15 protein-coding genes are annotated in these 15,089 nt (G+C 33.8%); 12 read left to right on the top strand and 3 right to left on the bottom strand.

Going from position 1 to position 15,089, the window contains the following annotated elements:
• Positions 1-87: 87 nt before the first annotated feature.
• The 3 genes from AC2A1C_RS03660 to AC2A1C_RS03650 all read left to right on the top strand — a co-directional run bounded on the left by AC2A1C_RS03660 (position 88) and on the right by AC2A1C_RS03650 (position 3,841).
• A complete protein-coding gene (locus tag AC2A1C_RS03660) occupies positions 88-810 on the top strand; it encodes a DUF4230 domain-containing protein (RefSeq protein WP_484023563.1) in 723 nt (240 codons plus the stop codon).
• Positions 811-872: 62 nt separating this feature from the next.
• On the top strand, positions 873-1,490 hold the full coding sequence (locus AC2A1C_RS03655) for a DUF5715 family protein (RefSeq protein ID WP_484023562.1): 618 nt from the start codon (positions 873-875) through the stop codon (positions 1,488-1,490).
• Positions 1,491-1,678: 188 nt separating this feature from the next.
• Positions 1,679-3,841: a chitobiase/beta-hexosaminidase C-terminal domain-containing protein gene (locus AC2A1C_RS03650; RefSeq protein ID WP_484023560.1), complete on the top strand. Its 2,163-nt coding sequence runs from the start codon at positions 1,679-1,681 to the stop codon at positions 3,839-3,841.
• Between the two features lie 75 nt (positions 3,842-3,916).
• Here the strand turns inward: AC2A1C_RS03650 and AC2A1C_RS03645 are convergent, their stop codons facing one another.
• Positions 3,917-5,347, bottom strand: coding sequence for an alpha-amylase (locus tag AC2A1C_RS03645; protein WP_484023559.1), 1,431 nt, complete (start codon positions 5,345-5,347; stop codon positions 3,917-3,919).
• 196 nt (positions 5,348-5,543) lie between these two features.
• On the opposite strand from AC2A1C_RS03645, the gene AC2A1C_RS03640 reads away from it, so the two are divergent.
• Both AC2A1C_RS03640 and murA read left to right on the top strand, forming a co-directional pair.
• A complete protein-coding gene (locus tag AC2A1C_RS03640; protein ID WP_484023558.1) occupies positions 5,544-6,170 on the top strand; it encodes a DUF4290 domain-containing protein in 627 nt (208 codons plus the stop codon).
• Positions 6,170-7,477, top strand: coding sequence for a UDP-N-acetylglucosamine 1-carboxyvinyltransferase (gene murA / locus AC2A1C_RS03635; RefSeq protein WP_484023556.1), 1,308 nt, complete (start codon positions 6,170-6,172; stop codon positions 7,475-7,477). Before AC2A1C_RS03640 ends, murA begins: the two co-directional genes overlap by 1 nt.
• A 134-nt stretch (positions 7,478-7,611) precedes the next feature.
• Here the strand turns inward: murA and AC2A1C_RS03630 are convergent, their stop codons facing one another.
• On the bottom strand, positions 7,612-8,067 hold the full coding sequence (locus AC2A1C_RS03630; protein WP_484023555.1) for a DUF1801 domain-containing protein: 456 nt from the start codon (positions 8,065-8,067) through the stop codon (positions 7,612-7,614).
• Between the two features lie 119 nt (positions 8,068-8,186).
• Between AC2A1C_RS03630 and AC2A1C_RS03625 the strand changes: the two genes are divergently transcribed.
• The 7 genes from AC2A1C_RS03625 to AC2A1C_RS03595 all read left to right on the top strand — a co-directional run bounded on the left by AC2A1C_RS03625 (position 8,187) and on the right by AC2A1C_RS03595 (position 14,125).
• Positions 8,187-9,395 carry a pyridoxal phosphate-dependent aminotransferase gene (locus AC2A1C_RS03625; RefSeq protein ID WP_484023554.1) on the top strand — a complete coding sequence of 403 codons (1,209 nt, stop codon included), beginning with the start codon at positions 8,187-8,189 and terminating at the stop codon, positions 9,393-9,395.
• 15 nt (positions 9,396-9,410) lie between these two features.
• A complete protein-coding gene (locus tag AC2A1C_RS03620; RefSeq protein ID WP_484023552.1) occupies positions 9,411-9,881 on the top strand; it encodes a hypothetical protein in 471 nt (156 codons plus the stop codon).
• Positions 9,881-10,894 carry a UDP-N-acetylmuramate dehydrogenase gene (gene murB, locus AC2A1C_RS03615; protein ID WP_484023551.1) on the top strand — a complete coding sequence of 338 codons (1,014 nt, stop codon included), beginning with the start codon at positions 9,881-9,883 and terminating at the stop codon, positions 10,892-10,894. The genes AC2A1C_RS03620 and murB overlap by 1 nt, the downstream gene beginning before the upstream one ends.
• A 119-nt stretch (positions 10,895-11,013) precedes the next feature.
• Positions 11,014-11,817: a pyrroline-5-carboxylate reductase gene (gene proC, locus AC2A1C_RS03610; RefSeq protein ID WP_484023549.1), complete on the top strand. Its 804-nt coding sequence runs from the start codon at positions 11,014-11,016 to the stop codon at positions 11,815-11,817.
• 10 nt (positions 11,818-11,827) lie between these two features.
• The gene (locus AC2A1C_RS03605; protein WP_484023548.1) at positions 11,828-12,283 is read left to right on the top strand and encodes a GNAT family N-acetyltransferase; all 456 of its coding nucleotides are present in this window, start codon (positions 11,828-11,830) and stop codon (positions 12,281-12,283) included.
• A 197-nt stretch (positions 12,284-12,480) separates the two neighbouring features.
• Positions 12,481-13,605, top strand: coding sequence for a 3,4-dihydroxy-2-butanone-4-phosphate synthase (ribB, locus tag AC2A1C_RS03600; RefSeq protein WP_484023647.1), 1,125 nt, complete (start codon positions 12,481-12,483; stop codon positions 13,603-13,605).
• 19 nt (positions 13,606-13,624) lie between these two features.
• On the top strand, positions 13,625-14,125 hold the full coding sequence (locus AC2A1C_RS03595) for a TPM domain-containing protein (RefSeq protein ID WP_484023546.1): 501 nt from the start codon (positions 13,625-13,627) through the stop codon (positions 14,123-14,125).
• A 14-nt stretch (positions 14,126-14,139) separates the two neighbouring features.
• On the opposite strand, the gene fmt is transcribed toward AC2A1C_RS03595, so the two are convergent.
• Positions 14,140-15,087 carry a methionyl-tRNA formyltransferase gene (gene fmt / locus AC2A1C_RS03590; protein WP_484023544.1) on the bottom strand — a complete coding sequence of 316 codons (948 nt, stop codon included), beginning with the start codon at positions 15,085-15,087 and terminating at the stop codon, positions 14,140-14,142.
• Between the last annotated feature and the right edge of the window lie 2 nt (positions 15,088-15,089).

Below are 15,089 nucleotides of genomic sequence, written 5' to 3'. Positions count from 1 at the left end.
TTTAAATGCTATTCTTCTTTTTGCATATATTTTGTTAAAACAATCTCAGTATAAAATGCTTATATTTAATGCTATAAAAAGACAAATATGAATATTGGAAAATTTAAAACTATACTTTGGATTCTTGGAATTTTGATGGCTGCTTTCTTAGGATTGCTTCTTTTTCAAATGACAAGATCCACCTCTGCAAATTCCTTTCTCATTGTTTTAATGCTGATTTTAGGTCTTGTTTTAGGAAGCGTGATTGCTTTTCTTGCTTCAAAAAATTTAAAATCAGAACCGGCTGTTATTACTGAAAGTTCTCACAGTATTGCAGAAAGTATGCGGAAGGTTTTCAAAGTAGTTTGTGCGGAAGGGCACTTCAACGAAATTTATAATTATGAAGAGACATCCAAAATTTTCCACTTTATACCTTCTAAAAAGAAAGCTCTTGTTATTGTACAGGCAAAAATTCTGGTAGGCTATGATTTTGAAAAATTCAAATGGGAAGTAGATGAACAAAACAGAAAAGTTCGTTTGCTCAACTTTCCTGCTCCTGAAATTCTTTCTACCGAAACAGATTATAAATATTACAATATAGAAGAACAGTTTTTTAATCTTTTTAGTAAAGAAGATTTGGCTAAAATTCAGGAAAATAGCAAAAAACAGGTAATTGAAGCTGCCAAAAAATCTCATCTTCCGGAAGTGGCTGCAGAACAAATGCGAATGCTACTTACCGAACTTTTGGACACTAAAAATTTTGGTTTGGAAAATGCTTCTAAAATCTCCGAAAGCAAATACCTGATTGAAGATAAACTTGAGAAAACCTAAATATTTGATTTGCTTTAAATAACAAAAGTTTATTTTTGCACGTTCTTTTGAAAAAGTGAAAAATGTTTAAATTTCTTCTAGGATTTTTTCTTCTTTTTATTTTTAATATAGCTTTCTCTCAAAGTTTATCAAAATCAAAATGTTATGATTTAGATGAAATACTGAAAGTGGAGCCAACTCCTTTATACAAGCCACATCTGGAAGCCTCCGAAAGTTTTGGTATTAAAGTTTTGAAAGACAATCAAAGTATCCAGAAATATATTGATAAAGGAAAGCTGAAAAAAATTAAAAAATCTGGAAAAGGCTATAAAATCCAAGATTTGGATTACAGCAGGGCTTATCTCACATCAAAAGCTAAATTTTCTTTAGAAAAAATCGCAGCAAAATTTACCAAAAATACTAATGGAAGCATATTTACTATTTCTTCTGTCACCCGAACTTTAGAAGACCAATGCAAATTGAGAAAAGTAAATCCGAATGCATCATTAGGTTTAAGTTCTCACAACTTTGGAAATTCTTTTGATATTTCGTATATCCGTTTCAATAATATTCTAAAAAATAATCCAAAGTTGGAAACAGCATTGGAAAAAGTACTCGACTATTATTCAAAGGCAGGTAGGATTTATTATATTAAAGAAAAACAACAGGCTTGCTACCATGTTACAGTTAGAAATTATTAAATTTAGCTGTATAAGTGATATTAATTTTAAAACAATTGTTTAATTTTTGAACTCATATTGTTTTATTTTTAAAATCTAATATCTTATAAATCTTTTATTTAAAATATTTTCAATAAAAATTTCAGAATTGTTTTGGAGTTCTGAAATTTTGTTTAATTTACTTCCCTTTAAAACAGATTTTTTATAATATGAAAAAAGAATTATTTTTATTTTTATCCATTTTCATGTTTTCATGGCAAGTGAAAAGTCAGGATTATTTGGATGATATCATGTTCCAGTCTTTTGGATGGGATGAGCAAAACCAGACCAGAATAACTTCAGAAGGTGGACTTTATGAGTATTACGGTTCTAGAGCCGGAAACCTTCGAGCTTTAGGATTTGATATGATTTGGCTTCCACCACCAAGCGTGTCTTCCGGAGGAGTAGGATATATTCCTACAGAATTGTACAATTTTTCTCAAACTTCATGGGGATCGCAAGCACAACTCACAAAGATGCTTACCAACATGAATACGAGAGGCATCTATCCGATTGCTGATATTGTAGTAAACCACAGAGGTGGTAATACATCATGGACAGATTTTTCAAATCCAAACTGGGGTTGCGAAACTATTTGTATCAATGATGAAGCCTCTTCTGCAACTTATACAGGATGTAAACCATCAGGAGCTCTTGATACTGGTGAAAACTTTAGTGGAGCCAGAGATTTGGACCATACAAATGTAACTGTACAAAATGGGGTGAAACAATTTTTGACTCTACTCAAAAATTTAGGGTATAAAGGTTGGAGATGGGATGTTGCTAAAGGTTTTTCTTCAACTTATTTTGGAAATTACATTGCAGCAAGCCAACCGTATTATTCTGTTGGAGAATATTGGGATGCAAATATAGGTTTACTGAAAGGATGGATAGATGGTACATATAGTGGCGGAGCAAATGTTTCAGGAGCTTTCGATTTTTCGTTATACTATACTCTGTCGAGTGCTTTGAGTTCAAACAATTATTCAAGCATGAATTCTTCCGGAGCAATGCCAGGTTTATCAGGACAATTCGGATATAGTGAAAAAGCAGTAACATTTGTAGATAATCATGATACTTTTTCTTTAAGTTCTGCAATTTTAGGAAATAGTATTCCGAAAGCCTATGCTTATATCCTTACACATCCTGGTATTCCTTGTGTTTTTGGCCCTCATTATTATGGTGGTACTTATACAAAAGATGGTACTACAAGAACGTACTCCAGCTATGCTTCTGCTATTAATTTATTGATGGCAATACGAAAAGCTAATGGTATTGATGCTTATAGTAATACAACAATTGATAAATCAACTTTTGGGCTTTATGCTGCTTATATTAAAAAAAGATCAAGTGATACAGATCCTGTTGTAGCGGTTAAGTTAGGTAGTGGTTCGTGGACTCCAACTGGTTCAGGCTGGAATTTGATAGCTTCAGGAACTGAATATGCAGTTTGGTCTAAAGCTGCTGTAAATGTAGCTCCTGTCATTAATATTACACCAGCAAGCGGAACGTTTGTAGCTGGAACGCCTCAATCTGTTACCATTTCTGCTACTGATAATAGTGGTCTTGCTCCGACAATCAGATATACATTAGACGGATCCGATCCTACTACAAGTTCTACAGTTTATACTGGTGCTATAAGTGTTTCTACTAATACTACAGTAAAAGCTATCGCTATTGATAATCAGGGATTATCTTCTGGAGTAGTAGAAAGAACATACAATTTTGAAACCCTTAAAAATATTGTAATCCGTTTCAAACCGCCTACTAGCTCGCCAAACTGGCCGCTACCTAAAATTCACTATTGGGATTATGTTCCTACCTCTTCTCTGCCTGCTGCAAATTGGAATACTCCAATTAATATGACAGCTGATGTATATAATCCAGGATGGTTTAAATATACTTTCCCAAATATCATCAAAGTAAGTTTTCTATTCAGAGATGGTAATGCTACCGGAACTTTAGGAGTAACTAAAACAGGAGATATTGTAGGAGTAACAAAAGATAGTTGGTATCAATGGGATCCTACAAGCTCGACATTTGTGAAGGATGTTACATTAGGAGTTGATGAAGTTAATACAGAAAAGAATACTGCATCTTTGGAAATTTTACAAAATCCTATTTCTAGTTCTGTTGCACAAATCCGATACAAAAATGCTAAAAACGGAACGCTATCAATATTTGATCTTTCCGGGAAAATAATAAAATCAGTAAAAGTATCTAAAGAAAATGGAGATGATACAATTTCCGTGAATGGACTAAAAGCTGGTATTTATATTTTGCAGTTAAAATCTGAAAAAGGTTCTGCTACTGCGAAAATGGTGATAAAGTAATTTCTCTTTATATCATTAAATAAAAAAACTCTTCCAAGAATTTGGAAGAGTTTTTATTTTTTCTCATCTAGTATTTTACTGATTCAAAGACCACACAGAATAACTATTTGGTGGACACTGAATTTTCACCCATTTATCTCCTTGAGTTGTAGGATACCATGATGAATGACCTGTAAAATCTTTTATTTGTTGGCTACTCCAGTTTGTTTGAATCCATCTTTCTTGCCAATAATCTGAATTATTCAGATAAACAACCAATCCCGGATTTCCGTTATATCCATTTCTTCTTGCAATATATTCGTCATTATCCGTATAAAGAATAGATGTTGTTCCTGTGGCTTTGTTATTATGTATCCAGATAAGATTATTAAGTCTTTCTTTGTTTAACCATTCCTCATAATCTCTATAGAATATTGTAGGATATCCTTCGTGTGTCAAAATATAAGCATAAGCCAACATTTTTTTCCACATAATATTCGTATCATGGTTTGAAACAAAAGTTACTGCTTTGAAAGGATTTCTTTTCCACATCATGTCATCATTCAGAATATTTAGATTGTTTCCATCAAAAGCGTCATGCATTTTATAATAAGCTGCAAAATCAAATACGGAACTATTCGCATTATTAGCCCACCATTCAAGAGTATTTACGTTAGAATCCCACAATTCTCCAACGGAAAAACCACCTACATTTGCATTCCAATTATTTACAACCCATGGACCGAATCCTTTCACGTAATCAAATCTCCAACCATCAAAATGCATTACATTTTTATAATATTTCCCCATAGAATCAGCACGTCCCCAAAGCCAATCCTGAACATAAGGATTAGCATGGCAAAGATCAGGATAGCCTCCAAATGCACCTTCATCATTATTTCCATAAGAATTTTTATAAAAATCGTTATAATTTCTTGGAAATTTTCCGGAAGCAACACCTGAAAAATTAGTCCAAGTACTTGTTCCTGTATAAGGATTATACTCGGACTGCCCACCACTATTGTGGTTGATTACAATATCAGCATATACTTGCATATCTTCTTCATGTGCTTTAGTAATTAATGCTTCTAATTCTGCTCTTGATCCAAAACGAGTTTCCACACTCCCGTTCTGATTGTAATTTCCAAAATCATAATAATCTGCTGGGTCATATCCCATAGAATAAGCTCCATTTTGCGCTTTTGAAGCCGGAGGTAGCCATACAGCACCAATTCCTGCATTAGACCAGTCGGTCAGCTTACTTTTCACAGTATTCCACCAGTTCCCTCCATCCGGAACATCCCAATAAAACCCTTGCATCAAAACACCACCACCAGCTCCCGCAGTAAATTTATTGTTTACTGAACCATTTCCTACATTGAAGGGTCTTCCGTCGTGCGTAACATTGACAATTTTGTCATGAACTTCTGTTTTTTTCGAATCATCATTAGCAAAATCATCATTAGATTGACATGAATTAATAAACATTAATCCAATAGCATAAAGCAATACCTTCGTTTTTTTCATAAAATTTAAAGTATTTAATTGTTGTTTTTAATTTTCAACCAAAATACAATTTTTTTTAAAAATATATTCTTTTTTATTTATATATAATTTATTTTTTTAATAAATCACCCTGAATTCAACTAACATTACTTTTAGCTCACAAAGGAAATTACAAGTTTTTCAGGAGAATTTTCTTATAATCCATATATTTGCAATTATGGAATACAATACACAAAGAACTCATCTTAATATGCCTGAATATGGCAGAATTATCCAGCAGTTGGTAGAACGTTGCAAAGAGCTTTCTTCTAAAGAAGAACGTAGCGAAATGGCAGTGGCAATTGTAGATTTTATGGGGCAAAGAAATCCCCAGCTTCGTGATGAGGAAAATTATAAACATAAACTTTGGGATCATCTTTATATATTGGCAGGTTATGAGTTGGATGTACATTCACCATATCCGTTTCCCACTCCCGATGAATTGGCAGAAAAGCCAAAACGGATGGAGTATCCAAAACTACAGGGAGATTTCAAATTTTATGGAAAAAGTATACTCCAACTTATTGAGAAAGCTATTGAATTGGAAAATGGTGACGAAAAAGAAGCTCTTATTGAAGTAATTGCCAACAATATGAAAAAATCGTACAATGTTTATAACAAAGAACATGTTACGGATGATGTAATTTTCAGGCATCTCAAAGAGCTTTCGGAAAATCGACTGGATCTAACGGGAATTGACTCTCTTGAAAAGAGCAAAATTTATTATTCCAGCAATAGAAACAATAAAAATAACAAAAACCAGAATAACAATAAAAAAAGGCATAACTATAAAAACAGAAAATAATGAGCGGAACATTTCAAATAAGAGGCGGAAAACAGTTGCATGGCGAAATAACTCCGCAAGGTGCAAAAAATGAAGCATTGCAAATTCTGTGTGCCGTCCTTCTGACTGATGAAGAAGTGAGAATAAAAAATATTCCGGATATCCATGATGTCAATAGATTAATTGAAATCTTAGGAGATTTTGGAGTAAAAATCACCAAAAACGGAAAAGGAGATTATACGTTCAAAGCAGATGATGTAAACTTCGACTATATTAAATCTAAAGAATTTAAAAAAGATGGTGCAAAACTGAGAGGTTCCATTATGCTTTTAGGTCCTATGCTTGCAAGATTTGGAGAAGCATATATGCCAACTCCTGGTGGTGACAAAATTGGAAGAAGAAGATTAGATACTCATTTTCAAGGATTTGTAGAATTAGGAGCAGAGTTTCATTATGATGACGAAGAGTTTTTCTATTCCTTAAAAGCCAAAGAACTTCAGGGAAAATTCATATTATTAGAAGAAGCCTCTGTAACTGGAACTGCCAATGTAGTAATGGCCGCAGTATTAGCAAAAGGGAAAACAAGAGTTTATAATGCTGCTTGCGAACCTTATCTGCAACAGCTCTGCAAAATGCTGAACAGAATGGGTGCCAATATTTCCGGAATCGGTTCAAATTTATTGACAATTGAAGGAGTTTCCCATCTTCGTGGAACCGAGCATACAATGCTTCCTGACATGATAGAAATCGGCTCATGGATTGGTCTTGCAGCAATGACAAAATCCAATATTACAATCAAAAATGTACATTGGAATCAGCTGGGTGTAATTCCGAATACATTCCGAAAATTAGGAATTCAATTGGAGCAAAGCAATGATGATATTGTAATTCCTGCTCAAGAATATTACAAAATTCAAAAATTTATAGACGGTTCTATTCTCACTGTTTCAGATGCGCCATGGCCGGGTTTCACTCCGGATTTGCTATCCATTATTCTGGTAGTTGCAACACAAGCAAAAGGAACTGTTCTTATTCATCAAAAAATGTTCGAATCCAGATTATTCTTTGTAGATAAGTTGATTGATATGGGAGCTCAAATTATTTTATGTGATCCACACAGAGCGACGGTTGTAGGTCTAAACCATGAAAATCCTTTACGTGGAACAGTGATGACTTCTCCTGATATCCGTGCAGGAAATGCTTTGCTTATCGCTGCACTTTCCGCAGAAGGAAAATCTCTCATTCACAATATCGAACAAATCGACAGAGGATACGAAAATATCGACGGAAGATTAAAAGCACTTGGTGCTGATATTGAAAGGCTGTAAAATACAGCCTTTTATATTTTTCGCAATTTTTTCAGATATTCAAGATTTTTTTTTGTTTAATAGAATCTATTTTTGAGTTTTTTTGGCCAAAGCCCGTTCTAATGAATTATTTAATATTCGAAATCAAGTCCTTATTATTTTTTGAATGCTGATTCATAAGTTTTGATCCAATCTTTTGGTGACATTCTTTTGCAAAGCTCGCCAATCAAATCAAAAGGAATATCATCCATTTTTTTAAAGCGGATACAGGATTTTCCCATATCAAGTTTTGTTCTGCAATGTTTTGGATATTCATTTACAAACCAATTATATAATTCAGGTTCCGCATAAATTCCCATGTGATACAATGCTATAAAATTTTTCTGGGAAGCCAGTCCTATAAATGGAAGTGGAGAGCCCGGTGTACAATGATAACCAGCAGGATAAGTTTTTAGAGGAACACCCCAACCAATCATTCCATAGCTTATATTCTCTTCAAAACCTTTCGGAAGATTTTTAATAATGGTATCTGATAGCTTTTTAAAAACCACTTGTCTTTCTTCAGGAATTTTTGAAATATAATCTTCGATAGAAATTGCCGGAATTTGCATTTTTAATAATTTTTGACAGATAAAAATAAGAAAATTTATAGATACCCAATCTTAAATCCTTATAATTTTACTATTGGAAAATTTAATCTTATTTTTGCCCTTATAAAACTATTTTAATAATGCCAAAAATATCAGAAAGAGCGCAGCATATGCCAGCTTCACCGGTAAGAAAACTTGTACCATACGCAATTAAAGCAAAGCAAAAAGGAATAAAGGTATACCATCTTAATATTGGACAGCCCGACATTGAAACGCCGGAAACCGCACTTAATGCTATCAAAAATATTGACCTCAAAGTTTTAGATTATGCTCTTTCCGAAGGAAATATTGAATACAGAAACGCACTAAGAGACTATTATCATTCTTTAGGTTTTGCGGATTTAACTACCGATAACTTTATAGTAACCAATGGCGGTTCGGAAGCATTAAATTTTGCAATTTCTACATTGTGTGATGATGGTGATGAAATTATCATTCCTGAACCGTATTATGCGAATTACAATGGATTTGCCGGTACATTTAATATCCATGTAGTAGCAGTGCCTTCTTCTATTGATACAGGTTTTGCCTTACCTCCGATTGAAGAATTTGAGAAAAAAATCACGGAAAAAACCAGAGCGATCATCATTTGCAATCCCGGAAATCCAACCGGATATCTGTATACAAGAGAAGAATTGAAACAGCTCGCCGATATTGCCCTGAAATACGACATTGCCATTATTTCCGATGAAGTCTACCGAGAATATGTTTATGATGGAAAGCAACAGGTTTCTATGCTCGAATTTCCGGAAGCATCGGAAAATGTTATTATTATAGATTCAGAGTCCAAAAGATATTCGATGTGCGGAGCAAGAATCGGATGTATGATTACCCGTTCCAAAAAAATACATGATGCTGCCATTCTTTTTGCGCAAGCAAGATTAAGTCCCGTTCTTTTAGGACAAATTGCTGCTGCTGCTGCTCATGTGAATGATGGAGACTATATCAGAAAAGTTCGTGAAGAATATACACACAGAAGAAATGTATTGGTAGATTTACTCAACGGAATTCCGGGAGTGATCTGTCCAAAACCAAAAGGTGCATTTTATTGTGTTGCAGAATTGCCAGTAGATGATTCTGATAAATTTGCTCAATGGCTTTTAGAAAAATATTCGCATAATAATGAAACCGTAATGGTAGCACCTGCAGGTGGATTTTACAGCAATCCTGAATTAGGAAAAAAACAAGTGAGAATTGCGTATGTATTGAAAGAAGAAGATCTAAAAAGAAGTGTTGAACTCCTAAACGATGCTCTTCAAAAATATAGAATAGAATTCGGCTTGAATTAATTAAAATTCAAAATTATGATCCAAAAAATCAGACATTTATTTTCTTTATCTGCGTTACTTTTCTTGCTATTTCAATGCAATAGTTCTGCACAACAGACAAAGAAAAAAAATACCGAAAACAATGATATCCAATCCGTTACTTACTCCGAATCATTCGGAAGAGGTGGCACTTTCAGTTTTACAGCGACTAAAGATTCGCTGGAATCAGTTTCCAGAGGAGGAAAAATGACTGATATTCCAAATTTTAAAATAAAAATAAAACCGGAAGATTGGGAAAAAATAATTTCTGTTTTGGATTTAGATATTATTGAAAAAACAAAAAGTGGTGAAACTCATGGTCAATATGACGGGCAGGATGAAAAATTTAACATTGTTACTTCAAAAAAGGAATACAATATTGTAAATGCTTCAGAAGATTCCGCAAACTATAAGCAATTGAATTCTCTCAAAGAAATATTAAAAAAATTGGTATCACAGGAAAAATAATGCAGCAAAACATTTCTTTAAAACCGTATAATACTTTCGGAGTGGATGTTTCTGCAAAATATTTTGCTGAAGTTTCTACTATTGAAGAATTGAAAGAATCTCTCAATTTCTCAATCTCTCAATCTCTTAATCTCTTAATTTTAGGAGGAGGAAGCAATATTTTGATGACGAAAGATTTTGATGGAGTTGTTATTCATTTGGATTTAAAAAATATTTCCGAAAAAAATATAGATGAAAATACGGTCTTCATCACTGCAAAAGCCGGAGAAAACTGGCATCAGTTCGTCATGTATTGTCTGGAAAAAAATTATGGCGGACTCGAAAATCTTTCTCTAATTCCGGGAAATGTAGGAACTTCCCCAATGCAAAACATCGGAGCTTACGGAACGGAAATAAAAGATGTTTTCGAAAGCTGCAATGTTTTGAATTTGGAAACCATGGAAATCGAAACATTCGATTTGGAAACGTGCAGATTCGGATATCGTGATTCCATTTTCAAGCAGGAAGGAAAAGGAAAATATGTGATTCTGGAAGTTACATTCAGGCTTACCCGAAAAAATCACCTTATCAAAACCGAATATGGCGCTATAAAATCTGAACTGGAAAAATTAAATATTCAAAATCCAACAATTCAGGATGTTTCTAAAGCTGTTATTGCTATAAGACAAAGCAAACTTCCCGATCCGAAAGAAATAGGAAATGCAGGAAGTTTTTTTAAAAATCCGACAATTCCTTTAGTTCAATTTGAAGATTTGAAGCAAAAATTTGAAAACATTCAGGGTTATCCGAACGGAAATTTTGTAAAAGTTCCGGCTGGCTGGCTCATTGAGCAATGCGGTTGGAAAGGAAAACAAATCGGAAATGTAGCAACACATCATCTGCAATCTTTGGTGATCATCAATAAAACCGGAAAAGCAACCGGAAAAGAAATTTTCGATTTTTCCACGGAAATCATCAATTCCGTAAAAGAAAAATTTGGGGTAGAGTTGGAAAGGGAGGTGAATATTGTTTAATAGAAACTAATACACAGATGCTTTATGACAATGAAAAAAATGCAACGATTAGTATTAGAAATGTCATGCTGAGCGAAGTCGAAGCATCTATAAAATAAAAAATTAATTTTTAAAAATTTATGAAAATCACTGTTCTTGGAGCAGGAAAAATGGGCTTATCTTTTTCAAAATCTTTTTTGAAATATGAGCTCATCAAACCTCAGAATCTACACCTCATCACTAGAAACCAACAGAAAAAAGCAAAAATTCTGGAAACATTTCCCGATTCTCAGATTTCCTCTTTTGATGAAGTGAAGAATTTGGATTCCGATTTAATTATTGTTGCTGTAAAACCTCAGGATTTTGCTTTTGTAGCACAAAATCTTCCTTTTCAAATTCCTGAAAAATCGTTGGTTTTATCAATCATGGCAGGAATTTCCATCGAAAAAATTCAGAAAAATTTGAATCATGATCTGGTGGTTCGTGCAATGCCCAACTCTCCTACTCTTCTCGGAATGGGAATCACCGGTTACACTGCTGCTCCCGGAATTTCTTTTAATCAGCTGATTCAGATAGAAAGACTGATGAACAGTACCGGAAGATCCGTTTATCTGGAAGAAGAAAATCTTTTGGATGGTGTTACTGCACTTTCAGGAAGTGGACCCGCTTATTTTTATTATATTGTGGATGCGATGATAAAAGCCGGAACTGAAATGGGAATTGATGAAAATCTTTCCAAATTATTTGTGAAACAAACCATGCTTGGAGCCTATCATTTAATTAATAATTCTGAAAAATCTTTGGAAGATCTAATCAAAGATGTCGCTTCAAAAGGCGGAACTACAGAAGCCGCTCTGAAAACTTTTGATGAAAACCATTTAAAGAAAACGCTCCAAAAAGGAATTCTCGCTGCGGAAAATCGGGCAAAAGAACTGAACAATTAATTTTCATTAAATGGAAAATATATCTTTCTACAAAAATGGTTTTGAAATTTCTACGGATAAAGCTAAAATAAATATAGAATCTGTTCATCATTTTCTTTCTACGAAAGCCTATTGGAGCAAAAACATTCCGTTGGAAACTGTAAAAAAATCCATTGAAAATTCCTTTTGTTTTGGTGTTTATAAGAATAATGAACAAGTTGGTTTCGCAAGAATTATTACCGATTTTGCTACAATTGCTTATTTGGGCGACGTTTATATTTTGGAAGAATACAGAGGTTTGGGTTTATCCAAATGGTTAATGGAAATCATTTCCAATCATTCTGAACTTCAGGGTTTAAGAAGATGGATTTTACTTACTGGTGATGCTCACGAATTATATAAAAAATTCGGCTGGACGGAAATCGCTGATTCTACAAAATGGATGGAGCGACATACAAAAGATATTTACAAAAACGTAGAAGACTAAGCCTTTTTCATTTATTTTTCGACAAAGAAAGCGGAAGCATTAAGAAAATTAAATTTTGGGCTAGGTTTTATGGTCTTGAGCTTTTGGTTCTTTTGTTTCAAGGCAAAGGAATAGAAAACAATCATTTGCGAAATAAATCAGAACTCATTGTCCAATGCAAGCAATTGCTCTATCTTTGCAAAAAATTTAAAATAAAAATGACCGATATACAACTTAATACCATTCCGGAAGCGATCGAAGATCTGAAAAACGGAAAAGTCATCATTGTAGTGGATGATGAAGACCGTGAAAACGAAGGCGATTTTCTTTCTGCTGCTGAACTTACAACTCCCGAAATCATCAATTTTATGACCATTCACGGACGTGGATTGATCTGTACTCCACTTCCTGAAAAACGTTGTGACGAGCTTGGTTTGGATATTATGGTAACCAGAAGCAGTGATCCGAAAGAAACAGCTTTCACAGTTTCCGTAGATTTATTGGGAGATGGTGTTTCTACCGGAATTTCTGCAAGTGACAGAGCAAAAACCATTTTAGCTTTGATGGACGAAAAAACAAAACCAACCGATTTTATGCGTCCCGGTCATATTTTTCCGCTTCGTGCAAAATCCGGTGGTGTTTTGAAAAGAGCCGGACATACGGAAGCTGCAATTGATTTAACAAAATTAGCCGGACTAAAAGAAGGTGGTGTTATTTGTGAAATTATGAACGAAGACGGATCAATGGCAAGATTACCGGAATTAGTAGAAATGGCTCAAAGATTAAATCTGAAAATTATTTCCATTGAAGATCTGATTGATTATCAATTGAAAAAAGGAGATCTTGTGAATAAAATTGAAGAGCGAAAAGTAAAAACACATTATGGTGAATTTGATTTTCATGCTTTTCAGGAAAAACATACGGATCAGATCCATTTTGCTATCACCAAAGGAACTTGGGAACTGAATGAGCCAATTTTGGTACGAGTACAAAGTTCAAGTGCCTATTTTGATGTTTTGTCCCGACTTATAAATGGAGAAAAACCACTTTTGGAAAAAGTAACCAATATCATCAACAAAGAAGGAAAAGGCGCAATAATTTTCATCAATAATGTTTCCAATGCAGAACAAACCATGCGAAAACTTCAGCAATTTCTGGATTTTCAGGATGGACAAGAACAGCGCCCTACTCTTTCCGCCAACTATATGGAATACGGAATCGGAACTCAGATTCTGAAAAAATTAGGAATTAATAAATTTCGTGTTATCAGTCAGAATCCGAATCAGAAACCTTTGGTTTCCGGTTATGGTGTAGAAGTTACGGAAATGGTGCCTTTGTGTTGATAAATAGATAATCTGTGAAATGAAAATTTTAAAATTTTTATTACTTCTGATTATTGTTTCCTGTAAACAAGTACCAACAATTTCAACTAACGAAATTCCAAAAGAATACCGATTTGAAAATCAATCGGGATATGTCAATGATTATGACGATATTCTTTCTATAGAACAAGAAAATAATCTGGAAAAAATTTTAACGGACTTTGACAATCAAACTTCAAATGAAGTAGGAATTGTTACAGTAAAATCAATTCAGCCTTTCTCAGATATCAACATTTTGGGAGATAAAATTTTAGAAGATTGGAGATTTGGAAAAGATGATACATTTAACGGACTTATTTTCTTGATCGATAAAAATCAGCATCAGCTAAGTATCCGTTTTGGTTCAGGAATTCAGAAAAAATTATCTGATAATGAAACTAAAAAAATCATTGACAACAGTATTATTCCCAAATTCAAAGAAGGAAAATATTATGAAGGAATACTATCAGGATTTAACGAAATAAAAGAAAAACTAAAATAAACTGGCTTGAAAAATCAAGCCAGTTTTATATTCTCAAAACTTTGGAATCCATTTAGAAAATCTTTCACTTCCATTCGTTTTTTTCCTTCGAGCTGAACTTCCAGCGGAAAATAAATTCCGTCTTTTGTATAGATTCCGAATTCAGATTTTGAAATAATAATTTCTCCGGCTTGCTTCTGATGTTCTTTCACTTCATAATTTCCTCTGAAAATTTTCAGTCCTTTTTCTTCATCGCCAATTTTTAAAGAAGTAAAAGCAGCAGGATAAGGTGACATTCCGCGAATGAAATCATATACTTTTTTGGTACTTTCGTTCCAATTGATTTTCATATCTTCTTTGAAAATTTTGAAGGCATTTTTCGGATGTTCCACAAAAGGTTGCGGTTTTTCTTCAATGGAATTTTCAGCAAGTCCATCCAATGTTTTTACCACCAGTTTTGCTCCCATTTCCATCAATCGATCATGAAGACTTCCTGCATTTTCATCAGGGAAAATTTCTAAAGATTCCTGAAGAAGAATATTTCCCTCGTCAATTTTTTCGTTGATAAAAAAAGTAGTAGCTCCTGTTTTTTCTTCTCCGTTAATAATCGCAAAATTGATGGGAGCTGCACCACGATAATCCGGCAAAAGTGAAGCATGAAGGTTGAAAGTTCCGATTTTTGGCATTTCGAATAGCATTTTCGGCATCATTCGGAAAGCAACCACTACAAAAACATCTGCATCCAGATTTCTCATTTGTTCCAAAAATTCAGGATTTCGAAGTTTTTCAGGCTGAAAAACCGGCAGATTTTGTTCTACTGCATATTTTTTTACGGGTGATTCATTGATTTTTTGTCCACGACCACTCGCTTTATCGGCAACTGTAACAACGCCTACTACTTTATGATGAGACTGATGAATTGCTTCCAAAGAAGTTTTTGCAAAATCCGGAGTCCCGAAGAATAATACTTTTAATGATTTCATGC

It is taken from the genome of Chryseobacterium sp. HNCC26DJ241 (genome assembly GCF_057180505.1).
This window is presented reverse-complemented; position numbering and strand designations above follow the sequence as displayed.